The following is a 22,760-nucleotide window of genomic DNA, read 5'->3' as shown; positions in this document are numbered from 1 at the left end:
CGGGCGGCCACTGCGACAGGACATCCATCCACTACGGGAACGGAGGCCGGCGTGCGCTACACCGGCGACAAGGACACCTACTGCGCCGACCGCGGCTGCCGCAAGAAGGTGCGGGCGGTCCGCTGCCCCAAGTGCCAGGGAAAGGTCGGTTCCTGGACGACGTGCGGGCGGTGCGGCAACTCCGGCTACGTCTGCCCGAACTCCACGAACGAGCACCACGCCAAGGTCGGCTGAGACGCGATCCCGGCCGCGGCCGGGGCGCGAACGGAAGGAGGGGGAGCCGATGGAGATCCTGCACAGACTCCTGGGACCCAGGCAGCTGCCACCCACCAGGGACGGCTACCAGGCGCCACCGGGCGCCCTGGCCGCCGGCTGGCGGTGCGACGACCCGGACTGCGGGGGGAGCGGGTACTTCCCCGATCCCCGGCCCGGCATCCCGCGCCGCTGCGGGGAGTGCGGGAGCGGCACGTATCCCGTGCACGCCTGGCCGTGGTGGCATGGTGAGCGAGGGGCGGAACTCGATGCCCTGCTGTCCGGGGCGGAGCGGGAGAACGACGTGTATCTCGCCCTGCTCGTCCGCTTTCACCTGCTGGAGTGGACGTTCGAGGACCACTTGATGAAGGGCCACCGGCGCGACGCCCTCGTCACCCTGGAGGACACCGACGCCAGGCTGCGCGTGGCGATGCGCGAGAACCCGTACTTCACCGAGGGCTCCCACCGGTTCGGCCTGGTCCTCGGGGCCCTGCGCAGCGGCGGCCCGGACATCGCGCTGCGGGTGCTCGAACCCTGGGTGGCGCTGGCGCACGAACAGGGCCCGGGGTACGGCAGGGACCTGGAGTCGGACAACGCGAGCCGCACCGACTACCGGTGCCTGGTGAGCTCCTGCCTCGAGTGGCTGGGGGACGGGCGCACGGGGAGCCATCCCCGCCGGAGCACGGTCGTCGCCTGGGCCCTGGACACCGCGCGGCTCCCGCATGTGCGGAACTGGCTGACCGCCGACCACGACACGGGACTGACCCGCCTCGACCCCGGGTGGCAGTCCGGCCGCTGACGGCGGGCCGGCTCACCCGGGGCAGACAGCCGACGCCCCTGCGAGTGACGGTGCGAACATCGGTCCGATCGAGTGGACTCGCAGGGGCGCGCACCGCAGGTGGACCCCCCGCCCGACTCCGGATGGTGCCGTGGCACCCCAGCCCCGATCCGGAAGAAGCGCCCTCCATGCGACGTACCCCCACCCGACGCCTCCTGGCAGCCGCGCTGCTGGCGGCGTCCGTACTGGCCGCCCCGGTGATGGCGACCTCCGCCCATGCAACCGCGGTGGTCCACCCCGACCCGCACGACCAGGACCACTGCTCGTCCGGCGGCCTAGGCCGTGGAGTGACCGCTCGCCTGGACAAGGCCGTCGCTGACGTCCGTAAGGCGGCCGCCATCCCTGGTGTCGCCGTCGGCCTGTGGATGCCGGGCAAGGGTTGCTACGTCCGGGCGACCGGTGTCGCCGACAAGGTCACGCGGCAGCCGATGAGTACCGACTTCTACTCGCGGATCGGCAGCGAGACCAAGACGTTCACGGTCACCGCGCTGCTCCAGCTCGTCGACGAGCGGCGGATCGGGCTCGACGACCCGATCTCGCGCTACGTCCACGGCGTGCCGAACGGCCGTCACATCACCCTGCGCCACCTGGCCGAGATGCGCAGCGGGCTGTTCCCGTACAGCGCGGACGCCGACTTCGCGCACGACCTGCTGAGCGACCCGACCCGCTCGTTCACCCCGCAGGAGCTGCTCGCGTACGGCTACAAGCACCGCAACACCGCCGCGCCGGGCAAGGTGTTCGTCTACAACAACAGCAACCTGGTCCTCCTCGGCCTGGTGATCGAGAAGGTCACCGGTCACCACGTCGCCGACGTCATCAACCGGCGGGTGCTGCGCCCGGCCCACCTGGACCAGACGTTGTTCCCCGACGGCCCGAACGTCCGTGAGTTCCCCGAGCCGCACGCGCACGGCTACACCAACCAGACGCTGACCGGCGCGGTCGCCGACTCCACCGACTGGAACCCGAGCTGGGGCTGGTCGGCCGGCGCGATGATCTCGACCATGCACGATCTGCGCGGCTGGGCGAAGACCGTCGCCACCGGGGAGCTGCTCAGCCCGGAGACGCAGAAGCAGCGCCTGAAGACGCTGCCGACCGGATTCCCCGGCCTCACCTACGGCCTCGGCATCTTCGAGACCGGCGGCTGGATCGGGCACAACGGCTCCATCCCGGGCTACGAGTCCGTGACCGTCTACCTCCCCGCCCTCAAGGCGACCCTGGTCGTGCTGATCAACACCGACATCACCACCGGGGGCCAGGAGCCGTCCACCCTGCTCGCCCGCGCGATCACGCAGATCGCCACACCCGGTCACGTCTACGACGGCTCGGCCCCCACGCGCTAGAGACGTCCCGTCCGTTCGACACCACACCCCCGGGTCCTTGACCTGGGGGTTTCGTGTCGGGCCGGGTGGCCCCGCCACCTGTTTCGCCATTCGGCCAATCCGGCCCCCGACCTGATCCGGATTACGCGTGAACCCCTGATCGGCAGGAGGAGACGTGACGGAGATGGCGATGGAGCGGACAGCGCGGTACGGGCGCCGGACCGCGGTGATCGGTGCGGGGGTGGCGGGGCTGACCGCCGCGTACATCCTGGGCCGGGCCGGTCACGTCACCCTGTACGAGGCCGACGACCGGCTCGGCGGGCACGCGCACACCCATGAGCTGACGTCGGCGCACGACGGGCGGGTGCACCGCGTCGACTCGGGGTTCATCGTGCACAACCGGCGTACCTATCCACGACTGTTGCGGCTCTTCGACGAACTCGGCGTCCCCACGCAGGAGTCGGAGATGAGCATGTCCGTGCGGTGCGAGGGCTGCGGGCTGGAGTACGCCGGTGCGCGCGGCCCGACCGGACTGTTCGCCCAGCCCCGCAACCTCCTGCGCCCCCGCTATCTGCGGCTGCTCGCCGAGGTGCCCCTCTTCCACCGCGCGGCCCGCCGGTTGCTGGCCCGGGGTGGTGAAGAGGCCCTCACCCTGGGGGAGTTCCTCGACCGGGAGGGCTACTCCGCCTATTTCCGCGCCCACTTCGTCACGCCGATGGTGTCGGCGGTGTGGTCCTGTGATGCGCTCACGGCTCAGCGTTACCCGGCCGCCTACCTGTTCCGCTTCCTGGAGCACCACGGAATGCTGTCGGTGGGCGGATCGCCCGTATGGCGCACGGTCAGCGGTGGTTCGGGAACGTACGTCGACCGGATCGCCAAGCACATCGGCGAGATCCGGACCAACACCCCCGTGCGGTCCGTACGACGCCACGCCGACCGCGCGGACGTCACCGCCGAGGACGGCAGCACCGAGTCCTACGACGCCGTCGTGATCGCCGTCCACCCGGACCAGGCGCTCCGGCTGCTCGCCGAACCGACCGAACTGGAGCGGGAGTTGCTGGGCGCGTTCCCGTACTCCCGCAACACCACCCTCCTGCACACCGACACCCGGCTGCTGCCCCGCGCCCCGGGCGCCCGCGCCTCCTGGAACCACCTGATGCCGTCGTGCACGGCCGACTCCGGCCAGGTGCAGGTCAGTTACGACATGAACCGGCTCCAACACCTCGACGCCGCCGAGACGTTCGTGGTCACCCTCGGCGCCGAGGACCGCGTCGACCCCGGCCGGGTGCTGGCCCGCATGGTCTACGAACACCCCGTCTACACCCCCGAGTCGGTGGCCGCGCAGCAGCGGCTGCCCGAACTCGCCGGTGATGTCTGCGTGTTCGCGGGCGCTTACCACGGCTGGGGTTTCCACGAGGACGGCTGCCGGTCGGGTGTCGAGGCCGCGGCGGCGCTGGGGGTGCGCTGGTGAACGCCGTGCCCGCGACCACACCCACCGCCGCCCCGGATCTCGCCGTACCGGCGCTGTACTCCTGCACGATCGCGCACGTGCGGACCACACCCCGGCGTTACACGCTGCGGCACCGCACCTACATGTGGCTCATGGACCCCGACCACCCGCCCCGACTCCCGCGCCCGCTCCGCCCCTTGGCCCGCTTCGACCCCCGGGACCACTTCACCGGCGGCGACCGGCCCTCCATCCGGGCCGGCCTGGACGCCTTCCTCGCCGGGCACGGCGTGGACCTGGACGGCGGCCGGGTGCTGATGCTCACCCACGCCCGGGTGTTCGGCTACGTCTTCAACCCTCTGACCCTGTACTGGTGTTACGGCCCCGACGGGCAGCCGCGCTGTGTCGTCGCCGAGGTGCACAACACCTACGGCGGACGGCACTGCTATCTGCTGCACCCGGACGCCTCCGGCACCGCCCGCGCCGAGAAGAAGCTCTACGTCTCGCCGTTCTTCCCGGTCGACGGCGACTACCGCATGCGGGTACCGCGCCCCGGGCCCCAACTCGCCCTGACGGTACGGCTGGACCGCGAGGGCGCCCGTGCCTTCACCGCGACCGTACGCGGCACCCGGCGCGAGGTGAGCACCGCGAACCTGCTGCGGCTGGCGCTGCGCCACCCCTGGTCCACCCTCGCCGTGTCGGCCGCGATCCGCTTCCACGGCATACGGCTCTACCTGCGGGGTCTGCCGGTGCAGCCCCGCCGTCCCGAACACCGCACTCCGGAGAAAGCGACATGACGACAGCAGAACGCCGGATCACCACCACCGGCGCGCCCGATGCCGAAGCCGGCGCCGAGAGCAGCGTCAACCGGTGTACCGGGCCCGTGGATCCGACCCGCGTCGATCCCTCCCGCTGGCCCGACGTCTCCCGCGTACCGGCCGCCTCCCGCGTCCGTACGGCCCTCACCGCGGCCCTCGTCCGACGAGCCCTCGCCCAACTCCCGCTGCGGGCCCGGTTCGCGGGTGCCCCGGACGTCGGCAAGGGCGGCCCGCTGATCGACGTGCACGCCCCGGCCGCCTTCCACGCCCGCATCGGCGCCCACGGCCTGGTCGGGTTCGGCGAGTCGTACATGGCAGGTGAATGGGACGCCCCCGACCTGGTGGCCGCCCTGACCGTACTGGCCGGGCACGCGGCCGAGTTGATCCCGGCCCCGTTGCAACGGCTGCGCGCCCTGTGGGCACCGCGTCACCCGCACGCCGAGCGCAACACACCCGACGGCTCCCGCGCCAACATCAGCCGCCACTACGACCTGTCCAACGAGCTCTTCGCCCTCTTCCTCGACGACACCCTCACCTACTCCTCGGCCGTCTTCCGCGGCTTCCCCGCGAGCCTGGACCTCCTCGCCGCGGCCCAACACCGCAAGATCGACCGGCTGTTGGACCTCGCCGACGTGGGCGAGGGCACCCGGCTCCTGGAGATCGGCACCGGCTGGGGCGAACTCGCCCTGCGGGCCGCGGCCCGAGGCGCCCGCGTCACCTCGCTCACCCTCTCCCGCGAACAACGGGACCTGGCCGTGGAGCGGGTGCGCGCGGCCGGTCTCGACGACCGTGTCTCCATCGAACTGTGCGACTACCGCGAGGCGGCCGGGACGTACGACGCCGTCGTCAGCGTGGAGATGATCGAGGCGGTCGGCGCCGAGTTCTGGCCGGTGTACTTCCGCGCCCTGGACCAACGGCTCGCGCCGGGCGGCCGGTTGGCGCTCCAGGCGATCACCATGCCGCACGAGCGGATGCTCGCCTCCCGGGACACCTTCACCTGGATCCACAAGTACGTCTTCCCCGGCGGCCTCATCCCGTCCACCGAGGCGATCGAGGAGACCGCCCGCGACCGCACCGGCCTGCGCCTCGCCCGCCGCGACGCCTTCGGCGCCCACTACGCCGAGACGCTGCGCCTGTGGCGCGAACGGTTCACCGAGCGGGCCGGGGAGGCGGCGGCGCTCGGCTTCGACACGGTTTTCCACCGCCTGTGGACGTTCTATCTCGCCTACTCCGAGGCGGGTTTCCGCTCCGGCTACCTCGACGTCCAGCAGTACCTGTTCACCAAGCCGAACTCCGCCGAGGGTGTGACCCGGCCGTGAACGGCTTCCCTTGGAGCGCGTTCGCGCTCAACCTCGCCTGGTCCGCCGCCGCGGCCCTCGCGGTCATGCTCGCCACCTTCGCCGTCGCGGTGCGCGCGGGCGTGCACCGGATCGTCGACGTCGCCTGGGGCCTCGGCTTCACGGCGGTGGCCGTCGTGACCTTCGCGGTCTCCGCCGGTGAGGGCGATCCCGTACGACGCCTGCTGGTGACAGTGCTGACGGCGGTCTGGGGGCTGCGGCTGGCGGTGCACATCGCCCGCCGGGGCCGGGGCCACGGCGAAGACCCGCGCTACGAGGCGCTGTTGGCCAAGGCGCCCGGCAACCGGAACGCGTACGCCCTGCGCATGGTCTACCTCCTCCAGGGCGCCCTGGTCTGGCTGGTGTCCCTGCCCGTGCAGGCCGCGCAGTACGTGCCCGGCCGGGTCTCGGTCCTCACCTGTGTGGCCGGTACGGCGGTGTGGGCGGTCGGCATCGGCTTCGAGGCGGTCGGGGATGCCCAACTGGCCCGGTTCCGCGCGGATTCGGCGAACCGGGGCAAGATCATGGACCGCGGCCTGTGGTCCTGGACCCGGCACCCGAACTACTTCGGCGACTTCTGCGTGTGGTGGGGCCTGTTCCTGCTCACCTGCGACTCCTGGGCGGCGGCCGCCGTGTCCGTCGTATCGCCCCTGGTGATGAGCCTGTTGCTGACCCGGGGCAGCGGAAAACGGCTGCTGGAACGGCACATGGCCGACCGTCCCGGATACGCCGAGTACCGTGCCCGCACCAGCGGTTTCCTCCCGCGCCCGCCGAGGCGTGAGTGAGCTAGGAGCACCTCATCGAGCCACAGCACGACAGCACCGAACACACGGACGCGCGGCCCTCGTTGAGAGTGCGTCGACGTCCGCCGCACCCCCGAGCCGCCGTCCTCGTACTCCACGGCGGCCAGGAGACGAGCGAACGCCCCGCCAGGCCTTGGCAGTTGGCCGCGCTGCGCATGGGCCCGGTCGTTCGCGCGGTGACCGTCGCGCTCCCGCACCGGGACGTCCTCGTCGCCCAGGTCCGTTACCGCCTCCGCGGCTGGAACGGCGACCGCGCGGACGCGGCCCACGACACGCTGCGCGCGCTGGACGCGCTCGCCGAACTCACCGGCCCCGTACCGACCGTGCTGCTCGGCCACTCCATGGGAGGCCGGGCCGCCCTCCGCGCCGCCGGACACCCCCTGGTGACGGGCGTGGTCGCCCTCGCCCCGTGGTGGCCCTCGGGCGAACCCGTCGAGCAGACGGCGGGCCGCCACATCGTCGCCCTGCACGGCGAACGCGACCACGTCACCTCACCCACGGAGACGGCGGCCTGCGTACGCCGGGCTCGGGAGGCGGGGGCGACGCGGGCCGGGATGGCGGTCATCGCCGGCGGCGACCACGGGATGCTGCGCCGCCACGGCCTCTGGCATCACACGACGGCCGCGCTGGTCGCCCATGTGCTCGACCCGGGGGAGGTGCCGGAACCCTTGCCCGCGGGGGGTTATGGCGTGGGGGAGGTTCCGGTGCTGTGAGCGGTGTTCCCGATGAGCCGTCGCACCGGGCGCGGACCGGAATTCCCTTCGCCACGCGGCAAACCGGACCATAGGATCATGTCCATGACTGAGGCAACGCTCCCCGGTTCCACGCCCACGACGTCCCTCCAGGCAGTGCTGACCCGCCATGCGGAAGCCGAGACCTGTAGCGACCCGAGCAGTGTGATGACGCTGCTGGCCGACTCGGACGGTGCCGGTGGCGGCTTCACGAGCTACCGGTCCACCTTCGCCAAGGGTGCGGTGGGGGCACCGGCCCACTTCCACACCAAGGCGACGGAGCTGTTCTTCGTGATCAGCGGATCCCTGCGGGTGCTCGTGGGCGAGGACGTCACCACCCTGAACGAGGGCGACTTCCTGGCGGTGCCTCCGCACACCCCGCACGCCTTCGGCGCGGCGCCCGGCGCCGAGGCCGACGTCCTGTTCGTGTTCACCCCGGGCATGGGCCGCTTCGACTACCTGCGGCTGCTCGGCCGGGTGATGCGCGGTGAGGCCGACCCGAAGGAGATCGCCGAGTCCGCCGAGCGCTTCGACAACCACTACGTCGACAGCCCGGTATGGCGTGCCGCTCAAGCGGGCCCGGCGTGATCGACTCCACGACACACATCCGTGTCGCCCGCCCCTCGCGCGACCTCGCCGCGGCCGAACGCTTCTACGTGGACGGGCTCGGGCTCGACGTACTGTGGCGGACCACCGAGCACGTCCAGGGTGAGCACGATCTCCTGATGGTCGGCCCACCCGGCGCGTCCTGGCACTTCGAGCTGACCCACGACCCCGAGCGCCCGCTGGAACCGGCCCCGACCGAGGACGATCTTTTCGTGGTCTACCTCGGCACGCCCGTGGAAGAGGCCCTGGTCGAGCGTCTGGTGGCCACCGGCGGCACCCGGGTCCCCGCGCACAACCCGTACTGGGACGAGCACGGAGTGACGATCGCCGACCCGGACGGCTACCGCCTCGTCCTGTGCTCCCGCACCTGGGGCTAGCCGAGCCACCCGATCGGTGACGTGCGAAGTACGGAGCCGGTCCTCGCCCGCGTCCTGGTCGGGAGCGTCAAGGCGGGCACGTTCGACACCGTCCGAGTCACACCGCTTCGCGGGTCTTCGCCAGCTCCGCCGCGAACTGCGCCCCGCTCAGCAGCGCGAGGTTGGACAGCCACAGCCAGATCAGGAAGACGACGCTGCCCGAGAGCGAGCCGTAGAGCCTGCTGTAGGCGCCCAGCGTCGTGGCGTACGTCGAGAAGCCGGCCGAGACGGTCAGCCACAACGCGGCGGCCAGTACGCCGCCGGGCAGGCTGTGGCCGCGGCGGCGGGCGCCCGCCGGCCCGGTGTGGAAGACGACCACGACCAGGAGCGCGACCAGGCACAGCAGGACCGGCCAGCGCAGCAGGTCCCATGCCCAGGCGGCGGTCTCGTCCACGCCCGCCATCCGGCCGACGGCCTCCGCGAGCGGGCCGGTCAGCAGCAGCGTGAGCGAACCGACGAGGAGCAGGCCGAGCAGCGCCAGCGCGGTCAGCACGATGCGCGGGGCCTTGCGCCAGGGTGAACGCCGGTCCTGGGTGCCGTGCATGCGGTGCAGGGCGCGGCGGAACACCGCGAGATAGCTCGTGGACGACCACAGCGCACTGACGCTGCCCGCCACCAGCAGGGGCCATGCCGTGCGGTCCGTGCGCAGGACGTGGGTCAGGGCCGCGTGCAGTTCCGTACCGGAGTCGGCGGGGGCGTACGCCGTGACATGGGTGACGAACTCCTCGGCCGTCTCCGGGCTGATCATGCCGAACGCGATGACCGTCGCCAGCATGGCGGGAAGCACCGCGAGGATCGCGTAGTACGTCAGCGCCGCCGCGTAGTCCGAGATGTCGTCGTTCCACAGCGACACGGGCGTCCGCCGCAGCGCCGGCCACCAGGCCGCCGGCGGCCGGAACCCGGCGATCCGGCGGACCCGGCCGACGTACGACTCAGCGGACATGGGGCGCCCGGTGCGAGGCGGCGCTCAGCCGGAGCCGGGTGTGGGTCGTGTACGGGGCAGCCGCGCCCTCCGCCTCCGCCGTCACCGCGCGCAGGGCGGGCAGTACGGCGTCCGGGGACGTGTCCGGGTCCAGCCACACCCGCAGCTCCATCTCCAGGCGGCGCCCGCGTCGGGGCAGTACCCGGGCACGCGTGCGGGCCACACCGGGGACGGCGTCCGCCCGCGCCGTCAACGCCTCGGCCAGCGCCCGCGGTCGCACCGTGCAGCCGGGGGAGGGCAGCGCCATCCGCCGCCCCGACCTCGGACGCACCTGCCCGAGAGCCCAGCACGCGAACAGCACGGCCAGCCCGATCGCCGTGGCCGTGACCGTGGGCGTCCACCAGCCCTCGCTCCGCAACTGCGCCAGCCGGCCCGGCTCCAACAGCACGGCATTCTTACCGGTGTTGGGCCACCAGGCCGGCAACTGGCGCGCGACGGTCCGGTCCGTGCCGGCGAGCCAGGAACCGGTGAGGAGGAGGGCAAGTCCGGTGGCGCCGAGGGCGGTTCGGTTGACGGCTGTGTGGGCGGTGCGGATCACTGGTCAACTTCCTTGGCGACAAGGGGGGTTGTGGGTACGGAGGGCGCGGAGGGTACGGAAGGCACATCGGGTGCCGTCGGCGGTTGCCACACCGGCTCCGGGGTGACGGTGACCCGTACGCGCGGCTCGTGGCGCAGCCGACAGGAGGATACGGCGGCATCGGCGGCCGCCGTCACCGCGGCGGACGCCTCGACCCGGTCGCCGAAGGCGAGTCGCGCCCGCACGGTGATCCGCCGGCGGCGTACCCGCACCCGTACCGCTCCGATGCCGGGCACGTCGCCCACCGCGTCGCGGACCAGGGACCGCACCGCCGAGCGGTCCACGGCGGCGTCGACACGTCCGGCCGCCGTACGGACGGTGGAACGGTGACGTAGCCCCGGAGTGACCGCGAGCACGATCATCCAGACGCCGAGCAGGGCCGTCAGGCCGCCCGCGATCACGACGGCCGGGTCTCCGGGCCCGTTCCCGGACAGCCAGTGCACCGCCGAGACGCGCCAGGCCGCCGCCGCGTGGTGGGCGGTGTGCACCTGGATCAGGTCGAGGGCGAGCGCACCGCAGACCACTGCCGCCGAGGTGGTCAGCAGGGCGACCGGGGTCCGGCGCCCGGACCACCAACGCCGGGGTGTCCTGGGCGAGTTGGTCTCCTCGGCCGGGGACACCGGAGCGCGGGAGTACCTCGGGGGCGCGAGCGAGGTGACGTTGACGCGCGCGGTCGGTACGTCCAGACCCGTCAACTCCCGGGTGCGGTCCACCACATGGCGCTGGACGTCCCGTACGCCCTCGGCCAGCGAGGACGGATAGGGGAGCGTCACGCCCAGGGACACCTCCGCCTTGCGGCCCCGTACGGTCGCCGTCGCCTGCGCCGCGCGCCCGGGCAGCGCCTCGGTCGTCGCGCGTTCGGCGATCCTGCGGACCGCGCGCTCCGAGACGGTGGTGGTGCCCCGCTGTGCGGCGGCCGCGGGTACAGGTGTGGGTACAGGTGTGGGTGTGGGTGCTGCGGTGGTCATCGACGGCTCCGTTCGAACGCGTCCCGTACGTCCTGGACGGTGCCGCCGCGGTCGAACCACCGGCCCACCGCCCAGCCCAGGCCGCCGAGCGCCGCCACCAGAAGGAAGGCGCCGAAGCCGCCGAACCAGCCGGCGAACGCCAGGGCCATGCCCGCGATCATCCCGACGAACGGTGTGCTCATGCCCGTCCACCTCCACCTCTCCACCGGATCCACCCCTCCTGCCCGTGCCCTCGACCGGCCGCTCTACTCCACGCGGGCCTCGCCGGTGTGCGCGGGCTCGTCGTCGTCGGGCAGGTGGACGTCGTTGACGGTGACGTTCACCTCGACGACCTCAAGGCCGGTGATGCGCTCCACGGCGGCGATGACGTTCTCCCGGACGTCCTGGGCGACGTCCATCACGGACACCCCGTACTCGACGACCAGGTCCAGATCGATCGCCGTCTGCCGCTCGCCCACCTCGACCTTCACCCCGCGCCCCACGTTGGGCCGGCCACCGGGCACGCGGTCGCGCACGGCGCCGATGCTGCGCGAGAGGCCGCCGCCCATGTCGTGCACGCCGGGGATCTCCCGGGCGGCGATACCGGCCACCTTCACGACGACGACATCGGCGATCGACGTACGACCGCGGTCGGCGGCGGGCTGACCGGCGCCGGTGGCTCCGCCGGAGACGTCGGTGGTGGCCGGGTCCTTGGTGGGCCGGACCTGGGTGGCGACCGGTGCGGTCTGCGTGGTCATGGCATACCTCTTTCTGTCTCGTGTCTCTGTCTCGTGGCCGATGTGCTCTCACTTCTTCAGACCCGTGCCCGCCGCGTCTGTGACGCGGCGGGCACGGGAAATCCTTCGGAGCGTCAGCCGACCGGCATCAAGCCGACGTCAGCTGGCGGGCATCAGCACGGTGTCGATGATGTAGACGTTGGCGTTGGCCGTCTTGACGTTGCCGCAGACCACCTTCGCGGAGTCGTTGACGGTGTACGACTCACCGGAGCCGGCGGTGGTGAGCTTCGACTTCTCCAGGGTGTCGAAGGAGCCGTTCTCCAGGTTCGCGGGCGTCAGCTTCTGGCCTACGACGTGGTAGGTGAGGATCTTGGTCAGCTGGGCCTTGTCGTTCAGGACCTTGTCCAGGGTGGCCTTCGGGATCTTCGCGAAGGCGTCGTTGGTCGGCGCGAACACGGTGATGTTCTGGGCGTTGTTGAGGGTGTCGACGAGGCCCGCCTTCTTCACCGCCGCCACGAGCGTGGACAGCGCCGGGTTGTTGGACGCGGCGGTGGCCACCGGGTCCTGGGCCATGCCGTCGAAGGAACCGGAGCCGCTCTTCGGGACGGCAGCGCAGCCGGTGCCGAAGGGCTGGTCGGCCGTGCCGGCGTCGGAGCCGCTCATGCTGTTGTCGGTGGCGGTGGCGGACGCCTTGGTGGAGGAGTCGGCCTTCGTGGAGTCGCTGCCGCTGTCGGAGCAGGCGCTCAGGGCCACCGGCAGCACGGCCGCGGCGGCGAGGACGACGGCGGTACGGCGGATACGGGTGTTCATGCGGGTTCTCCTTGTGATCGGTACGGCGACGGGCGCCGGTACGCGGGGTCGGGGAAAGAAGGTCGGTGGGGGAGGGGGCGGTGGAGAAGGGGGCAGAGGGTCTGTGGGGTCAGTCGACGGTCACGACCACCGAGTGCCGGCCGCTCACGCCGTCGGGGATGGTCTTGGTCCGCTTGTCGGTCTGCACCGCGCCGGTGCGGTCGGTGGCGCGGACGGTGAGGGTGTGGCCGCCCCTGGTCGCCTGCCAGGGGAAGGACCACTGGCGCCAGGTGTCGCGGGTGTCCTCGGCGGCCAGCCGGGCCTCCTGCCAGGGGCCGTCGTCGACGCGGACCTCGACCCTGTCGATGCCGCGGTGCTGGGCCCAGGCGACCCCGGCGACCATCACCGTCCCGGACTTGGGCCGGGCGAACGGCTTCGGGGTGTCGATCCGCGACTCGGTCTTGATCGGCGCCTTCCGCGCCCAGCCGCGCTTGACCCAGTAGGGGTCGTAGGCGTCGAACGTCGTCAGCTCGATGTCCTTGATCCATTTGCAGGCCGAGACGAAGCCGTACAGGCCGGGCACGACCATGCGGACGGGGAAGCCGTGCGCGAAGGGCAGCGGTTCGCCGTTCATGCCCAGCGCGAGGAGGGCGTCGCGGCCGTCCATCACGTCCTCGACCGGGCTGCCGATCGTCATGCCGTCCACGGAACGCGCCACCAACTGGTCGGCGGGGCCTCCCTCGGAGGGCGGCTTCACGCCCGACTCGGCGAGCAGATCGGCCAGTCGTACGCCGATCCAGCGCGCGTTGCCGACGTACGGGCCGCCGACCTCGTTCGACACACAGGTGAGCGTGATGTCGCGCTCGACCAGTTCGCGCCGGAGCAGGTCGTCGAAGGTGAGGGTGAGCGGGTGCCGTACGCCCTGGCCGTGGATGCGCAGCCGCCAGGTCGTCGCGTCCACCTTGGGCACCACCAGGGCGGTGTCGACGCGGTAGAAGTCGGCGTTGGCGGTGACGAAGGGGCTGACGCCGGGGACGCGCAGCTGGGCGCCCTTCGGTACGGCCCCGGCCCGGGAACCCGGTACCGGCAGCACCAGGTTCCGGCGGGAGGCGACCGCGTCCCGGCCACCGGCACCGCTCAGCGAACGCCCGAGCAGCCCGGCACCGGCGGAGCCGACGGCCGCGGCACCCGCCGCGATCACGAAACCGCGCCGGTCCCATCCCGCACCGGGTGGCGCTACGGCCTCCGCGGCCGATCCCCGGGGCCGGAGCCGGCCGACCAGGACGTACAGCACCACCGCTCCGACGACGGCGCCGGCCACGGAGGGCAGCGCGTCGGTGATCCCGGTGGAGTCCGGGCGGCCGGTCGCCGCGAGGGCGCCGACGACTCCGAACAGCAGCACACCGGCCGCCCCCGTACGCCGGAATCGCAGCGCGACAATTCCCAGAGCCAGTGCGAAAAGCGCCAGTACCGCGAGAATTCCCAGCTGGAGAAAGAGTTTGTCGTCGGTACCGAAATGGCGGATCGCCCAGTCCTTCACGGCGGCGGGCGTACGGTCGATCGCCGCGCCCCCGACCGCGACGACCGGCCCGGCCTGCGGACGCGTCCCGCCCGCCACGGCCTCGGCGACCGCGAGCGCGGCGAAACCCGCCAGCGCGCCGCTGAGCGCGGCGAGCGGCAGCAGTGCTTTGGTGGGTTTCTTCTCGTTCTCGGTCACGGGGGGAATCCGGCCCCGAAAGCCGCGCGGATTGGTCGGCCCCACGATCGGATGAATTTCCCTTTCCGGCCAATCCGCGCACGCTTCGGCTCCGGAAGAAAAACAAGAGGGCGCACCCGCGTCACAGCCACCGAGCGGCTGTGTCCAACCCTCGGACAGACCGGACGAGAGGAGTCGCCCAGTGGTGGCGGATACGGACGACGCCCTGTTCGCGGTCCGGGCCGCGGAGGGGGACGAGGACGCCTTCGCCGTGCTCGTGCAACGGCACGCACCGGCGCTGCTCCGGCTCGCCACGAGCCTGCTCGGCACCGCGGCGGAGGCGGAGGACGCCGTACAGGACGCCTTCCTCAGCGCCTGGCGCAGGCTCCCGGAGTTCCAGGGCCGCTCCGCCTTCGGCACCTGGATGTACCGGATCGTCACCAACCGCTGCCTGAACGTGCTGCGTTCGCGCAGACCCGTCGCCTCGCTGGAGGCGGCGGACGACGTCCCGGCGGCCGAACACACCACCTCCCCGGCCCGGATCGCCGAGGGCCGCGACGCGGTCCGCGAGCTGCGGGAGGCCCTCGACCTGCTGTCGGCCGAACAGCGCGCCTGCTGGGTGCTGCGCGAATTGGACGGCCGTTCCTACGAGTTCATCGCGGACGCGGTCGGCATCAGCCAGGAGGCCGTCCGCGCCCGTGTCTTCCGCGCCCGCCGATCTCTGACCCAAGCACTGGGGGCCTGGCGATGACCGACCGCACCGACCCGCCGAACAACGCGTCCGCCCAGGCCGACGACGAACTCCTGCCGTGCGGAAGGCTGTTGTCACGGACCTGGGACGACTGGGAGCGGCAGACCGAAGATCCCCACCTCCGGTCCTGCCCGCACTGCCGACAGGCCGTCCACGGACTCGACGACCTGGAGTCCGTGGTGCGCGGCCTTCAGGCGGAGACGGACACCTCCGCCGCCGCCTACGACACCGAGCCGCTGACCCGGCGGATCATGGACGTCGTACGCCTCGAACTGCGTCCGGGCCGTCCCCTGCCCCTCGGTGAACCCGCCGAGGACCTGTGGATCATGGAGGCGGTCGCGGCCCGCGCGCTGCGCGCCGCGGCGGAGACGGTCCCGGGTGTCCGGGCCGGTTCCTGCCGCCTCCGTGACGGTGGTGCCGACGGCGGTGACGCCGGCACGGTCGAGGTCCGCCTCGACATCCACGCCCCGGCCGACGCGCCCCTGCCCGAGCTCGCCGCCCAGGTGCGCGAACGCGTGTGGGAGGCGGCGGACCGTGAACTGGGCATGGGGGTCACGGCAGTCGACATCCGCGTGACGGACCTCGTGTCCACCCCGATGTCCGACGATGACGATGACGATCAGGAAGGCGGTACGGCATGACCGCGCAGCACTCCGAGGATTCCGCGCCGTACGGGAACCCCACGCACGCGACGCTCGCCGCGGAGGTCGCCACGGCCGTCGAGGGCGTCTCGGGCGTCGCCTTCCTCCGGCCGGGGCTGACCGACCGGCTGCGGTCGATGGTGTCGCGGCCCGGGGCGGCGCCCGCCGGGGTGCGGATGACTCCGCCCGACGGTGACGGTCCCTGGCGGGTAGAGATCCACGTCGTCGCGCTACGGCGAGCCAGGACCGTCGACGTGGCGCGCGGCGTCCGGGACACGGTCGAGCGCCGCCTGGACGCCGTGGCCCCGGCGCGGCCCGCGCCGAGGGTCACGGTGACGGTCACCGGGCTGGTCTGACGGGTCGCGCTGGTGCTGTGAGGTGGGCCTGGCTTGGCTGGGGAGGGGCATCGGGGCGAGCGGCGTCTGGACGCCCCGACACCGGCGCGGTCCGCGCCCCGGGTCACCGTGACGGTCTCGGGCCTCGTCCGACCGACCCGCCTCAGCTCGGGAAGGTCATCAGGGCGACCGGGGCGGAGGTGGGGTGTTTCGAGCCGCCGTCCGGTTCGACGGTGATGCCCATGCCCGACGCGCTGTCGACGTCGCCTCGCAGCAGGACGGCCTGGTCGGCGCGGTCGGGGTTCATCAGGCCGGCCGGCCGCATGGTCCCGGCGTCGTCGAACCACAGCTGGTAGACCTTCCCGCCCGGCGGACGGGCCATCCCGGAGACGACGAACACGGCCCGGTCCCGGTCGCGCGAGACGACGACGGTCCCCGTGGCACCCCCGGCCAGCCCGGCGGCGCGCGTCCTGGCGTCCGGCGCGGCCAGTACGGCGGCGATCTCGTCCGCCGCCCGCGTGGCGCGCTGTGCCTGGTCGCGGGCGTCCTCGGCCCGCTGGTGCTGCCAGATCGCCGTACCACCGAGGGCGGTGGCCGCCGCGAGACAGGCGGCGAGCGCCCAGCGGGACAGCGCGCGGGTGCGCGAGCCGAGTCGTGCGGTGCGGCTCTGGACCTGTCTGCCGGGGGTCTCCTGGCGGACGGCGGTGATCCGGCGCAGCACCTGCTCGCGCAGTGCGGTCGGGGGCGTCGAGGCGACGGCGAGTCCCAGGCGGGTGGCGGTCGCGCTCAGCTCGGCGGTCTCCTGCGCGCAGGGTTCGCAGCCCACCAGGTGCCGCTCGAAGGCGGTGCTCTCCTCCTCGGGCAGCGCGTGCAGGGCGTAGGCACCGGTCAGCCGGTGCAGATCGACGGTCGTCACGCGGTCACCCCCAGGCGGTCGGGCAGCGTGTGTGCGGTGTATGGGCTGGTCTGCTGGTGGGGGGCGGTGGTCGTCACGCGGTCACCCCCAGGCAGTCGCGCAGGCGGATCAGGCCGTCGCGCAGGCGGGTCTTGACGGTTCCCAGCGGTAGCGCCAGCGCCTCCGCCACCTCGCGATAGGTCAGGCCCCGGTAGTACGCCAACGTGACGGACTGGCGCTGGAGTTCGGTCAGGGTGCGCAGACAGCGCCGCACCTGTTCGCGCTCCAGCCGGGCCTCGACGCGCTCGGCCACCTCGTCGTACTCGGGGAGCCGGTCCAGCAGCGCGGCCTTGTGGTCGCGGGCGGCGGCGGCGTCCACCGAGCGCACCCGGTCCACCGCCCGGCGGTGCGCCAGGGTGAGGATCCAGTTGACTGCGGTACCGCGGTCGCGCCGGTAGCGGGGAGCGGTCCGCCACACCTCCACCAGCACCTCCTGTGTCACCTCCTCCGACTGCGCCTGGTCGCGCAGCACGGCCCGCACGACCCCCAGCACCGGGGCCGCCACGGCGTCGTAGACACCGGCGAAGGCGTCCTCGTCCCCGAGCGCCACCCGGCCGACCAGCTCCTCCAGGTCGGGCCCTGGGGCCGGGTTCCTGCCGATATGCACTGCTTCTTTCACCGAGGGCCTCCGCGGTCGGGACATGTCCGGACGTAATCCGTTCCCGCCGGGACCTTGGATTGGATGCGGTGCCAACGAAAACGCGGGGAGGGGGGTACGGGTCCGGGGCCCGCCGCTGTGCGGAGGCCCCGGTGCCTGTCCTGCCGTGGTCGGTGAAGGTGCCGCTGCCGGTGTCGCTGCCGGTGTCGGTCAGCCCGCGACGATGCCCTCGCCGCCGACCGCACCCGGTACGACGACCGAGCCGATCGCGGTGAGTGAACCGTTCGCGCCGACCCGGAACTCGTCCACCACGCCCTTGACGCCGGTCTGGACGTACAGGTACCGCCCGTCCGACGAGGCGGCCGCGTCGACCGTGCCGGCGTCGGTGGCCGTGTTGCCCAGTGCGGTCAACTCGCCCCGGGCGCCGACCCGGTAGCCGGACAGGGTGCCGCTGGCGGCGTTGGAGACGTAGAGGTGGTTGCCGGCGGTCACCGCCCAGCAGGTGGCGGTCTGGCCCGTCGGGACGGTCGCCTTGGCCGTCAGCCTGCCGTCGCGGCCGACCGTGAAGGTGCCCACCGAGTTGGTCCCGGCCTCCGTCACGCGGAGCCGCCCGGCGGAGTCGAAGGCGAAACCGAACGGGACGGCGCCCGGCGTCGAGGTCACCACGGGACGCGCGGACGGACCGCCGTGCGCGCCGACCGGGAAGACGTCGATGCTCTGCCCCGAGGCCTTCGTGGTGACGACGAGCTTCGAGCCGTCCGGGGTGAAGGAGATCTGCCCGACGGCCGAAGTCGCCTTGTCCAGCCCGAGGTCGCGGTTCCAGGAGGGGACCTTCACCAGCCGTTCGCCGGTCCGCACGAAGCCCTGGACCGAACCGCCGCCGAGCGTGTTGGCGACGTAGACCCGGTTGCCGTGGAAGGTGACGCTGACCGGGAAACTCCCGCCGCTGGAGATCTCCTGGACCCGCTGGAGGTGCGTGCCGTGCACGGCGAAGACGGTCACGGTGTCGCTGCCCGCGTTCACGGCGTAGAGGAGGTGGTTGTGGCGGTCGTAGGCGAGCGAACCCTGCGAGGCGAGGTGGTCGGCGACGGTGCCCGGCAGTATGCCGCCCTTGCCGCCGGTGGCGTAGACGCCCTTGCGGGCGAGGGTGCCGTCGGCGGCGCGGGCGTAGGCGACGACGGTGTTCGCGGCCGTGTCGTCGCTCTGGACGAACACCGTTGAGCCGCCGCCCTGTTGGGCACGGGAGCCGGGGGTGTGGTGGGCGTCGGCGGCGACGGCGGCGGGCGCGGCGAAGAGGGCCGCGGCGGCGATGGCGGCGCCTGTGGCGACGGTGCGGGTGATCCGGGAGGTGCGGGAGGCGCGGGCCTTGGCGAGGGTCATGCGTGCGTACTCCTCTTGCGAAAAGGGGAATGGGGGGCCGGCGGGGCGCTCACGCTCGGCGCCGGACGATTCGCAACGCTAGACCGAGATCAGGGGGATGGAATGAACATAAGGCGCATTTTGGGTCGATGTCCCGGGTTCGTAAGAACCATGTCCAACTCGGCTGCGGGGGAGTCGAGTTGGAGATGGCCCAGGTTCTGCTCAGGCCGTAGGGCGAGGGGCAGGGGCCGGGGCCGCGTCGGTGGTGTGCTCGTGCTCGGGGTCGTCCTCGGCGCCCGCGCGGCTGTCCTTGCCGAAGAAGAAGCTCAGTACGACGGTGACGGTGGAGGTGACGGCGAGCCGCAGCGCCCACGCGGCGGCGGAACCGTCCTCGATGGCGGAGGTGAAGTCGGGCCCGTGGAGCAGCGCGCTGCTCAGCGGGAGCGAGCCCGCGCAGCTCAACAGGTAGACCCACAGCGGGGGTTCGTTGGAGGCGATGAGGACCGTGGCCGCGACGACCACGATCACACTGAGTACGACGGTGAGCGAAGTGATGTCCATGGCCGTAAGCATTCCGTCGCCCGGACACCGAGTCGTCGACGCAACGGAGGAACGAGGCCTCTACCCAGAGATAGAGAAGCCCCCGCGGTGAAGTCCCCGTTCCGTGCGGCGAGTTCTACGCTCGTCCCCACATGGAGACGACGACACGACACTGGGCGCTGCCGCTGCTGCTCGTCGCCGTGCAGTTGGCGGAGCTCGGCCCCGCGGCCGCCTTCCTGGACGTCCGGACACCGGGCCCGGTGGGCGTCGCAGGCCTGCTCGTCGCCGTCACGGTGGAGACCGTCGCCCTCAGCCGACGCCAACGCACGCCCGTGCGGGCCCTGTTGTGGACCCTGGGCGCATCGGCACTCGGCCAGACGACGGCCTACGACGCCTACGCGGACCTGGGTCTGCCGGTCGCCCTGTACTCCGTCGCGGTCCGCTGCCCGGCCGCGGTGACCTCGCGGGCCCTCGCCGCGACCGTAGGCGTGTCCTGGTTGCCGGCGGCCGTACGGTTCGGGTCCCACCCGGCGCTCGCCACCCAACTGGCCATCGTGGCGGGCACGTACGTCGTCTGCGCGGGCCTCGGGCTGGCGCGCCGGCAGTGGTCGGCGAGGAGGCTGGCGGCGGCCCGTCTGCTGGCCGGCGCGGAGGAGCGGCGACAGCGGGCCGGCGAGGCCGAACGCGCCCGGCTCGCCCGCGAGTTGCACGACGTCGGCGCACACCATCTGACCTCGGTCGTGGTAACCGTCGATGTGGCCCGCAGACTTGGCGACCGCAGGCCGGAACTCGTCGCCGAGGCACTGGAGTTCGCCGAACGCACCGGCCGCGAGACGCTGACGGCGATCCACCGTCTGGTCGCGGTGATGCGGGACCCGCGCCACACCGAAGCCCGCCCGATGACCGACCGTATCCATGAACTCATCGCCGGATTCAGCCGGTTGGGCCGCCCGATCGCCACCGAACTCCCCGACGACCTCGCCGGCCCCGCCGCCGAGGCGGCCCACGGCATCATCCGCGAGGCCCTCACCAACGCCCTGCGCCACGCACCCGGGGCGGCCGTACGGGTCGACGTCCAACGCGTGGGCGGAGCACTGGAGTTGACCGTGGACAACACCGCCGCGCGGGGCTCCGCCGATTACACGGGCATGGGGTCGGGCCGGGGAGTCACGGGAATGCGGGAGCGCGCGGCGGCGGTGGGCGGGGTGCTGACGGCGGGGCCTGGTCCTGGATTCGGGGCGGGGGCGGGGGCGGGTTCGGGCTTAGGTTCGCGTTCCGGCCCCGGCCCCGGCCCCGGCCCCGGCCCCGAGGGAGGCTGGCGTGTCCGTGCTCAACTTCCCGACCCCACAGGCCCGTTGCGGTCCGCCGTGCGTCCCGCTCGTCGCCGTGATCACCCGCGAGAGCAGCGCCTGGCGGACGGCGCGCTGATGTTCACGGCGACCGTACTTCCGCTGGTCGTCCTGCTGACGGCGGCGGAGGACTGGGCCGAGGGCTCGACCGGGGCCGGGGCCATCGCTCTGGTGTCCGTGCTGCTCGCCCTGCACGCGCTGCCGCTGCTGTGGCGCCGACGCGCGCCTTGGCTGGTTCTGACCGCAGTACTGGTCACGTCATGGCTGTGGCCGCCGGCCTGCGCATTCGTCCCGCTGTCGGGTCAGGTGTCGCCGTTCCTGGCGGGCGGGCTGCCGGCCGAGACGCTGGCCGTCTACACCCTCGGCGCCTACGGCCGCGGCGCCACCCGCACCTGGCCCGCCCCGCTCGTGACCGCGGGCGCGAGTGCCGGCGCGCTGACCGTGACGGCCGCCGCCGACGGCGAGTTGGCCGGTGAGCCCGCGTCCGCGCTCACCGGGGCGCTGATCGCCGTACCCCTGGGAATGCTGCTGTGTCTGTTGTTCGCCCTGGCCTGGGGTGCGGGTCTGGTCGTCCGCGCCCGACGACTGCGTGCCGTGGCCCGCGACGACCTCGCCCTCGGCAACTCCCTGTGGGAGGCGCGAACGGCAGCGGGCGCGGAACGCCACCGACTGGCGGCACGGCTGCGGGAAGCGGTACTCCACCGCACGTCGACGCTCGTCCAACTCGCCCACCAGGGACGGCTGGAGAGCCACACGGTACGGCTGGAGGAGGTGGCCGCGGAGGCCCGCGCGACGCTCGCCGCGATGCGGGAACTGTTGCACGAGATGAGCGACGCGGACGTAGACGCGGAGGCGTCCGCAGACGCACAGGGCAACGAACACTCACGCCTGACACAACCCACCGCCGCCGACCTCGCCGACCTGTGCCGGACAGCGGGCCTTGCCGGGCGAAAGGTGACCGTGCGCGGTGTCCCCAAGTCGCCCGCAGGTCTGCCGGAACCGGTGATCCTGACGGCGTACCGGCTGCTGGAAACGGCACTCGGCGCGGGAGACCGAGGGCCGGTCCGGATACGACTGCGCCGACGTCGGCGCCGAGGCGTGCTGCACCTGACGATCACCGGCGTACGCCTGGCCGTGAACGGCCCGGTCACCGACCGCCTACGCGCACAGGCCACCGCCGCCGAAGCCCGCATCGCCTTCGAACAGCCCGGTACGGTAAGGGTGTTGCTGCCGGTCCCCGCCGAGGAGGTGTCCCCGTCGCCACACGTGTGATGGTCGTGGACGACCAGGCGGTGGTCCGCGCGGGGTTCGCCGCCATCGTCGACGCGGAACCCGACCTGACCGTGGTCGGTGAGGCGGGGGACGGCGCGACTGCCGTCGAACTGGCCACCCGAGAGGCGCCCGACCTGGTCCTGATGGACATCCGGATGCCCGGCATGGACGGTCTGACGGCGACCCGTTTCATCACCGCGCTGGAGACGGCCCCGCGTGTCCTGGTCCTGACGACCTTCGACCTGGACGCCTACGTCTACGAGGCCCTGCGGGCGGGCGCCTCGGGCTTCCTCCTCAAGGACGCCCAGCCCGAGGAACTCCTGAACGCCCTCCGCGTCGTAGCCTCCGGCGAGGGCATCCTCGCCCCGGCCGTCACCCGCCGCCTGATCGACACCTTCGCCCAGGGCGCACCCCCACCACCCGCGGTCACCGGCGCCCTCGCGGCACTCACCCCACGCGAACGACAAGTCCTCCTCCACATCGCCTCGGGCCTCGCCAACGCGGAGATCGCAACAGCCCTCGGCGTGACCACAGGCACCGTGAAAACCCACGTCAACGCCCTGCTGACCAAGCTGGGGCTACGGGATCGGGTACAGGCGACGATCTTGGCGTACGAGAGCGGGTTGATACGGCCGGGTGGCGGCGGGGGGCCCGCGGACTGACCG

General features: G+C 72.6%; 26 protein-coding genes. 15 read left to right on the top strand and 11 right to left on the bottom strand.

Going from position 1 to position 22,760, the window contains the following annotated elements:
• The first annotated feature begins 51 nt into the window (after nucleotides 1-51).
• The 10 genes from OG714_RS24510 to OG714_RS24465 all read left to right on the top strand — a co-directional run bounded on the left by OG714_RS24510 (nucleotide 52) and on the right by OG714_RS24465 (nucleotide 8,528).
• Nucleotides 52-234: a hypothetical protein gene (locus OG714_RS24510; RefSeq protein WP_406124067.1), complete on the top strand. Its 183-nt coding sequence runs from the start codon at nucleotides 52-54 to the stop codon at nucleotides 232-234.
• A gap of 49 nt (nucleotides 235-283) precedes the next feature.
• Nucleotides 284-1,051 carry a hypothetical protein gene (locus OG714_RS24505; RefSeq protein WP_406124066.1) on the top strand — a complete coding sequence of 256 codons (768 nt, stop codon included), beginning with the start codon at nucleotides 284-286 and terminating at the stop codon, nucleotides 1,049-1,051.
• Between the two features lie 167 nt (nucleotides 1,052-1,218).
• Nucleotides 1,219-2,430, top strand: coding sequence for a serine hydrolase domain-containing protein (locus OG714_RS24500; RefSeq protein ID WP_406124065.1), 1,212 nt, complete (start codon nucleotides 1,219-1,221; stop codon nucleotides 2,428-2,430).
• 163 nt (nucleotides 2,431-2,593) lie between these two features.
• Nucleotides 2,594-3,880, top strand: coding sequence for an NAD(P)/FAD-dependent oxidoreductase (locus tag OG714_RS24495; protein WP_406131929.1), 1,287 nt, complete (start codon nucleotides 2,594-2,596; stop codon nucleotides 3,878-3,880).
• Nucleotides 3,877-4,653: a DUF1365 domain-containing protein gene (locus OG714_RS24490; protein WP_406124064.1), complete on the top strand. Its 777-nt coding sequence runs from the start codon at nucleotides 3,877-3,879 to the stop codon at nucleotides 4,651-4,653. Before OG714_RS24495 ends, OG714_RS24490 begins: the two co-directional genes overlap by 4 nt.
• Nucleotides 4,650-5,993 (top strand): class I SAM-dependent methyltransferase, encoded by a 1,344-nt coding sequence (locus OG714_RS24485; RefSeq protein ID WP_406124062.1) that lies wholly within the window; start codon nucleotides 4,650-4,652, stop codon nucleotides 5,991-5,993. The genes OG714_RS24490 and OG714_RS24485 overlap by 4 nt, the downstream gene beginning before the upstream one ends.
• Nucleotides 5,990-6,796: a DUF1295 domain-containing protein gene (locus tag OG714_RS24480; RefSeq protein WP_406124061.1), complete on the top strand. Its 807-nt coding sequence runs from the start codon at nucleotides 5,990-5,992 to the stop codon at nucleotides 6,794-6,796. The genes OG714_RS24485 and OG714_RS24480 overlap by 4 nt, the downstream gene beginning before the upstream one ends.
• Before the next feature lie 62 nt (nucleotides 6,797-6,858).
• Nucleotides 6,859-7,527: an alpha/beta fold hydrolase gene (locus OG714_RS24475; RefSeq protein ID WP_406124060.1), complete on the top strand. Its 669-nt coding sequence runs from the start codon at nucleotides 6,859-6,861 to the stop codon at nucleotides 7,525-7,527.
• An 84-nt stretch (nucleotides 7,528-7,611) separates the two neighbouring features.
• Nucleotides 7,612-8,133, top strand: a complete 522-nt coding sequence (locus OG714_RS24470) for a cupin domain-containing protein (RefSeq protein ID WP_406124058.1) — start codon at nucleotides 7,612-7,614, stop codon at nucleotides 8,131-8,133.
• Entirely contained in the window at nucleotides 8,103-8,528 is a 426-nt protein-coding gene (locus tag OG714_RS24465) for a VOC family protein (protein WP_406124057.1), read from the top strand. Before OG714_RS24470 ends, OG714_RS24465 begins: the two co-directional genes overlap by 31 nt.
• Before the next feature lie 97 nt (nucleotides 8,529-8,625).
• Here OG714_RS24465 and OG714_RS24460 read toward each other — a convergent pair whose 3' ends face one another.
• From OG714_RS24460 to OG714_RS24430, 7 genes are all read right to left on the bottom strand, one after another.
• Nucleotides 8,626-9,510: a YihY/virulence factor BrkB family protein gene (locus tag OG714_RS24460; protein WP_406124056.1), complete on the bottom strand. Its 885-nt coding sequence runs from the start codon at nucleotides 9,508-9,510 to the stop codon at nucleotides 8,626-8,628.
• Nucleotides 9,500-10,087 carry a hypothetical protein gene (locus OG714_RS24455; protein ID WP_406124055.1) on the bottom strand — a complete coding sequence of 196 codons (588 nt, stop codon included), beginning with the start codon at nucleotides 10,085-10,087 and terminating at the stop codon, nucleotides 9,500-9,502. Before OG714_RS24455 ends, OG714_RS24460 begins: the two co-directional genes overlap by 11 nt.
• Nucleotides 10,084-11,094 (bottom strand): DUF6286 domain-containing Asp23/Gls24 family envelope stress response protein, encoded by a 1,011-nt coding sequence (locus tag OG714_RS24450; protein WP_406124054.1) that lies wholly within the window; start codon nucleotides 11,092-11,094, stop codon nucleotides 10,084-10,086. Before OG714_RS24450 ends, OG714_RS24455 begins: the two co-directional genes overlap by 4 nt.
• Complete coding sequence (locus OG714_RS24445) at nucleotides 11,091-11,276, bottom strand: hypothetical protein (protein ID WP_406124052.1); 186 nt, start codon at nucleotides 11,274-11,276, stop codon at nucleotides 11,091-11,093. Before OG714_RS24445 ends, OG714_RS24450 begins: the two co-directional genes overlap by 4 nt.
• Nucleotides 11,277-11,339: 63 nt before the next feature.
• Nucleotides 11,340-11,831, bottom strand: coding sequence for an Asp23/Gls24 family envelope stress response protein (locus OG714_RS24440; protein ID WP_406124051.1), 492 nt, complete (start codon nucleotides 11,829-11,831; stop codon nucleotides 11,340-11,342).
• 138 nt (nucleotides 11,832-11,969) lie between these two features.
• Nucleotides 11,970-12,620, bottom strand: a complete 651-nt coding sequence (locus OG714_RS24435; protein ID WP_406124049.1) for a fasciclin domain-containing protein — start codon at nucleotides 12,618-12,620, stop codon at nucleotides 11,970-11,972.
• Nucleotides 12,621-12,729: 109 nt separating this feature from the next.
• Entirely contained in the window at nucleotides 12,730-14,316 is a 1,587-nt protein-coding gene (locus OG714_RS24430) for a sulfite oxidase (RefSeq protein ID WP_406124048.1), read from the bottom strand.
• Nucleotides 14,317-14,500: 184 nt separating this feature from the next.
• Between OG714_RS24430 and OG714_RS24425 the strand changes: the two genes are divergently transcribed.
• The 3 genes from OG714_RS24425 to OG714_RS24415 are packed head-to-tail and all read left to right on the top strand — an operon-like array spanning nucleotide 14,501 to nucleotide 16,043.
• The gene (locus OG714_RS24425) at nucleotides 14,501-15,046 is read left to right on the top strand and encodes an RNA polymerase sigma factor (protein WP_406124047.1); all 546 of its coding nucleotides are present in this window, start codon (nucleotides 14,501-14,503) and stop codon (nucleotides 15,044-15,046) included.
• Nucleotides 15,043-15,687, top strand: coding sequence for an Asp23/Gls24 family envelope stress response protein (locus OG714_RS24420; protein WP_406124046.1), 645 nt, complete (start codon nucleotides 15,043-15,045; stop codon nucleotides 15,685-15,687). The genes OG714_RS24425 and OG714_RS24420 overlap by 4 nt, the downstream gene beginning before the upstream one ends.
• Nucleotides 15,684-16,043, top strand: a complete 360-nt coding sequence (locus tag OG714_RS24415; protein WP_406124044.1) for a hypothetical protein — start codon at nucleotides 15,684-15,686, stop codon at nucleotides 16,041-16,043. The genes OG714_RS24420 and OG714_RS24415 overlap by 4 nt, the downstream gene beginning before the upstream one ends.
• A 142-nt stretch (nucleotides 16,044-16,185) precedes the next feature.
• On the opposite strand, the gene OG714_RS24410 is transcribed toward OG714_RS24415, so the two are convergent.
• The 4 genes from OG714_RS24410 to OG714_RS24395 form a co-directional block, all read right to left on the bottom strand.
• Nucleotides 16,186-16,938 carry an anti-sigma factor domain-containing protein gene (locus OG714_RS24410; protein WP_406124042.1) on the bottom strand — a complete coding sequence of 251 codons (753 nt, stop codon included), beginning with the start codon at nucleotides 16,936-16,938 and terminating at the stop codon, nucleotides 16,186-16,188.
• Between the two features lie 73 nt (nucleotides 16,939-17,011).
• The gene (locus tag OG714_RS24405; RefSeq protein ID WP_366096114.1) at nucleotides 17,012-17,596 is read right to left on the bottom strand and encodes a sigma-70 family RNA polymerase sigma factor; all 585 of its coding nucleotides are present in this window, start codon (nucleotides 17,594-17,596) and stop codon (nucleotides 17,012-17,014) included.
• A gap of 189 nt (nucleotides 17,597-17,785) precedes the next feature.
• Complete coding sequence (locus tag OG714_RS24400) at nucleotides 17,786-18,955, bottom strand: lactonase family protein (protein WP_406124039.1); 1,170 nt, start codon at nucleotides 18,953-18,955, stop codon at nucleotides 17,786-17,788.
• A 201-nt stretch (nucleotides 18,956-19,156) separates the two neighbouring features.
• Nucleotides 19,157-19,495 (bottom strand): hypothetical protein, encoded by a 339-nt coding sequence (locus tag OG714_RS24395; RefSeq protein ID WP_406124038.1) that lies wholly within the window; start codon nucleotides 19,493-19,495, stop codon nucleotides 19,157-19,159.
• 131 nt (nucleotides 19,496-19,626) lie between these two features.
• On the opposite strand from OG714_RS24395, the gene OG714_RS24390 reads away from it, so the two are divergent.
• Together OG714_RS24390 and OG714_RS24385 are read left to right on the top strand one after the other, a co-directional pair.
• On the top strand, nucleotides 19,627-22,095 hold the full coding sequence (locus tag OG714_RS24390; protein WP_406124036.1) for a sensor histidine kinase: 2,469 nt from the start codon (nucleotides 19,627-19,629) through the stop codon (nucleotides 22,093-22,095).
• Nucleotides 22,095-22,757, top strand: coding sequence for a response regulator (locus OG714_RS24385; RefSeq protein WP_406124035.1), 663 nt, complete (start codon nucleotides 22,095-22,097; stop codon nucleotides 22,755-22,757). The genes OG714_RS24390 and OG714_RS24385 overlap by 1 nt, the downstream gene beginning before the upstream one ends.
• Nucleotides 22,758-22,760: the final 3 nt, after the last annotated feature.

It is taken from the genome of Streptomyces sp. NBC_00989, assembly GCF_045162655.1.
Classification (GTDB): Bacteria; Actinomycetota; Actinomycetes; order Streptomycetales; family Streptomycetaceae; genus Streptomyces.
Note: the sequence above shows the minus strand (reverse complement) of the source record. Positions and strands in the feature narration are given on the sequence as shown.

Bases quoted from the DNA above. Each gene is read 5' to 3' on its own strand.
- OG714_RS24505 (WP_406124066.1), top strand. From the start codon at position 284: ATGGAGATCCTGCACAGACTCCTGGGACCCAGGCAGCTGCCACCCACC.
- OG714_RS24500 (WP_406124065.1), top strand. From the start codon at position 1,219: ATGCGACGTACCCCCACCCGACGCCTCCTGGCAGCCGCGCTGCTGGCG.
- OG714_RS24495 (WP_406131929.1), top strand. From the start codon at position 2,594: ATGGCGATGGAGCGGACAGCGCGGTACGGGCGCCGGACCGCGGTGATC.
- OG714_RS24485 (WP_406124062.1), top strand. From the start codon at position 4,650: ATGACGACAGCAGAACGCCGGATCACCACCACCGGCGCGCCCGATGCC.
- OG714_RS24470 (WP_406124058.1), top strand. From the start codon at position 7,612: ATGACTGAGGCAACGCTCCCCGGTTCCACGCCCACGACGTCCCTCCAG.
- OG714_RS24465 (WP_406124057.1), top strand. From the start codon at position 8,103: ATGGCGTGCCGCTCAAGCGGGCCCGGCGTGATCGACTCCACGACACAC.
- OG714_RS24460 (WP_406124056.1), bottom strand. From the start codon at position 9,510: ATGTCCGCTGAGTCGTACGTCGGCCGGGTCCGCCGGATCGCCGGGTTC.
- OG714_RS24450 (WP_406124054.1), bottom strand. From the start codon at position 11,094: ATGACCACCGCAGCACCCACACCCACACCTGTACCCACACCTGTACCC.
- OG714_RS24445 (WP_406124052.1), bottom strand. From the start codon at position 11,276: ATGAGCACACCGTTCGTCGGGATGATCGCGGGCATGGCCCTGGCGTTC.
- OG714_RS24440 (WP_406124051.1), bottom strand. From the start codon at position 11,831: ATGACCACGCAGACCGCACCGGTCGCCACCCAGGTCCGGCCCACCAAG.
- OG714_RS24435 (WP_406124049.1), bottom strand. From the start codon at position 12,620: ATGAACACCCGTATCCGCCGTACCGCCGTCGTCCTCGCCGCCGCGGCC.
- OG714_RS24420 (WP_406124046.1), top strand. From the start codon at position 15,043: ATGACCGACCGCACCGACCCGCCGAACAACGCGTCCGCCCAGGCCGAC.
- OG714_RS24415 (WP_406124044.1), top strand. From the start codon at position 15,684: ATGACCGCGCAGCACTCCGAGGATTCCGCGCCGTACGGGAACCCCACG.
- OG714_RS24400 (WP_406124039.1), bottom strand. From the start codon at position 18,955: ATGACCCTCGCCAAGGCCCGCGCCTCCCGCACCTCCCGGATCACCCGC.
- OG714_RS24395 (WP_406124038.1), bottom strand. From the start codon at position 19,495: ATGGACATCACTTCGCTCACCGTCGTACTCAGTGTGATCGTGGTCGTC.
- OG714_RS24390 (WP_406124036.1), top strand. From the start codon at position 19,627: ATGGAGACGACGACACGACACTGGGCGCTGCCGCTGCTGCTCGTCGCC.
- OG714_RS24385 (WP_406124035.1), top strand. From the start codon at position 22,095: ATGGTCGTGGACGACCAGGCGGTGGTCCGCGCGGGGTTCGCCGCCATC.